We start from the raw sequence: 2,547 nt of genomic DNA, 5'->3' as shown, positions 1-2,547 counted from the left end.
CGAGACCCGCGCGATCCGCCGATCGATCATCGAACAAGGCCAGGACGATGCCCGGCCCGATTTCGGCCGGTCGGATCACTGAACGGCGCGGCGCTCACCTTTCCAGCGCGTTGATCGCTTCATGGGCGCGCGCCTCCACTTCGGCGCGGGGCAGGCCGGGGGGAATCGGATCGCCGAACGCGAAGGTGACGATGCCCGCGCGCTTCGCTCCGCTTTTGGGCCACAGCCGGCCGCTGTCGATCGCCACCGGCACCACCTGCAGCGCAAGCGCGCGGTAGAGGCCGGCGAAGCCGGGGCGGAGCGGAGGCGCCTCGCCCGGTTTGACGCGGGTGCCTTCGGGAAAGATCACCACCGACCGGCCCTGCGCCTTGGCCGCCGCCGCCGCGCGCATCATGCCGCGGAGCGCCGCGGCGGAGCCGGCCCGATCGATCATGATCACCCCGTACCGCCGCGCCGCCCAGCCCCATAGCGGGATGCGCCCGAACTCGCGCCGCATCACCACCGCAGGGCCGCCCAGGATGCGGATCAGCTCGAAGGTTTCGAAGAACGACTGATGCTTGGCGGCGATCAACGCCTGCCCGGCGGGTGGCGCGCCGGTGACGCTGCTGGCGACCCCGAGCAGATATTTCGCGCAACCGGCGTGGAAGCGGACCCAGGCGAGCACCCAGTACCGCATCGCCGCTTCGCCGAAGAGGGCGACGGTCGGCGTGGCGAGCACATAGAACACGCTGCCGCCGTAGAAGGCGACCACGAAGGCGATCGTCCGCAACCGCGCGGTCATCCGCCGATCCCCAACAGCGTCGCGGCGCGGCGGACCAGGTACTTGTTGTATTCGCGCACCAGCATGGTGAATTGCGGATTGGTCTGCACCGCGTCGGCGACCACCGTGACGTCGGTGCCGAGCGCGTGGCGAAGCTCCATCCGTGCGCGCGGCATGTGCCAGTCCGCCGTCACCAGCCGCACCGATCGGAAGTCGTGCGCGCGCACCCATTCCGCGGTTTCCTCGGCGTTGGAGCGGGTGTCGACCGCCTCATGCCCCAGGTCGATGCAGCAGGCGAACCAGCGCGGCTCGACCTTGTATTCGACCGCCAGCTCGATCGGGCGCACGTCGGGCGCGGTGCCGCTGATCAGCATCCGCTTCGCCTCGCCCGCCTTGAGCACCGCGATGCCGCGCGCGATCCGGCCGGGGCCGCCGGTCGGCACCACGATCGCGTCGGTCCTTTGCGCGCCGAGCGGGCGGCCGAGCGCGAAGCTGAACAGCGCGAAGCCGAGCAGATAGGCGAGCGCGGCGAGCGCGAACAGGCGGACCAGCCGCTTCACAGCACCTGCCTGAGCGCGCGGACCACCGCGATCCGCGCCGCCGCCATCGCCAGCAGCGCGAACAGCAGCGGCAGCCCGGCGAGCAGCGCCCAGTCGACCGCAGATAGCCCGATCCCGCTGGTCAGCGCCGAATCGAGATCGGCGATGCGCGTGCCGATCACCGCCACCGTCGCCAGCGCGCACACGGTGCCGACCGCGCCGCCGATCAGCGTATCGAGCGCGATGCGGCGCTGGAACAGGCGCGCCACCTGGATGTCGGTCGATCCCAGCATGTGCAGCACCTCGATGGTATCGCGGTGGGTGTCGAGTCCGGCGCGCGCGGTCAAGAGCACGATCGCGGTGGTCGCGCCGGCCATCAGCAGCACCAGCCCACCCGCCAGCCACGCCAGCGACACCACGAAGCTGCGCACCGGCGCCAGCCATGCGGCATTGCGGTCGACCCGCGCCTGCGGGGCGGCGGCGCGCACCCGTCCGGCGACGGCGTCGAACGCGGCATCCCCCGGATCGTGCAGGTCGACGTCGATCATCGCCGGCATCGGCAGGTCGGCGTCGAGCCCGGCATCGCCCAGCCACGGTTCGAGCAGCCGCGCCAGTTCGGCGCGCGGCACCGGCCGCACCGCGCCGACCTCCGGCATCGCGCGCAGCCGGTCGGCGAGCGCGGACACCGCGTCGTCGCGCGCGCCGACCAGCTGCACCGTCAGCCGCCCGGCGAGCTGGCGGTCGAGGCTGCGCGCCGCGCCCATCGTGCCAAGCCCGAGCGCGCCGGCCAGCACGGTGAGGAACAGCATCACCGCCATCACCCAGCTCATCGCCCGCGCACGCCGGCTGTCGTCGAGCAGCCGTTTGCCCGCGCTGATGCCCAGCAGCGTCGCCGGATCGTCCTCGGTCCGATCGGCGACGTCGTTGGTGATGGCCGGGGCGCTCACGATTGCGGCCGTCCGGGCGGAAAGCGCAGGCTGCCGGTCGGATCCAGCACGCGGCCGCCCTCGATCCGCATCATATGCGCATTGGGGATGCGGCTGAGCAGATCGAAATCATGGGTCGCGACCACCACTGTCGTTCCCAGCCGGTTGAGGCTGTCGAACAGGTGGAGCAGGCGTTCGGCCATGTCGGGATCGACGTTGCCGGTCGGTTCGTCGGCGACCAGCATTTCCGGCCGGCCGATCACCGCGCGGGCGATGGCGATGCGCTGCTGCTCCCCGCCCGACAGCGTCGGCGGCTTGGACC

4 protein-coding genes are annotated in these 2,547 nt (G+C 71.9%); all 4 read right to left on the bottom strand.

Annotation, left to right across the window (positions count from 1 at the left end):
* Window positions 1-94: 94 nt before the first annotated feature.
* Window positions 95-781 carry a lysophospholipid acyltransferase family protein gene (locus VNR91_RS07665; protein ID WP_325490181.1) on the bottom strand — a complete coding sequence of 229 codons (687 nt, stop codon included), beginning with the start codon at window positions 779-781 and terminating at the stop codon, window positions 95-97.
* A complete protein-coding gene (locus VNR91_RS07660) occupies window positions 778-1,320 on the bottom strand; it encodes a YdcF family protein (protein WP_325490180.1) in 543 nt (180 codons plus the stop codon). The genes VNR91_RS07665 and VNR91_RS07660 overlap by 4 nt, the downstream gene beginning before the upstream one ends.
* The gene (locus tag VNR91_RS07655) at window positions 1,317-2,246 is read right to left on the bottom strand and encodes a cell division protein FtsX (RefSeq protein ID WP_325490179.1); all 930 of its coding nucleotides are present in this window, start codon (window positions 2,244-2,246) and stop codon (window positions 1,317-1,319) included. Before VNR91_RS07655 ends, VNR91_RS07660 begins: the two co-directional genes overlap by 4 nt.
* Window positions 2,243-2,547, bottom strand: a 305-nt coding sequence (locus tag VNR91_RS07650) for an ATP-binding cassette domain-containing protein (RefSeq protein WP_325490178.1), incomplete at its 5' end; no start/stop codon positions are given. The genes VNR91_RS07655 and VNR91_RS07650, both read right to left, overlap by 4 nt.

It is taken from the genome of Sphingomonas sp., from assembly GCF_035555815.1.
In the GTDB taxonomy this organism is placed as follows: domain Bacteria; phylum Pseudomonadota; class Alphaproteobacteria; order Sphingomonadales; family Sphingomonadaceae; genus Sphingomonas.
This window is presented reverse-complemented; position numbering and strand designations above follow the sequence as displayed.

Excerpts from the sequence above, each read along its gene's own strand:
- VNR91_RS07665 (WP_325490181.1), bottom strand. The coding sequence starts at position 781 with ATGACCGCGCGGTTGCGGACGATCGCCTTCGTGGTCGCCTTCTACGGC.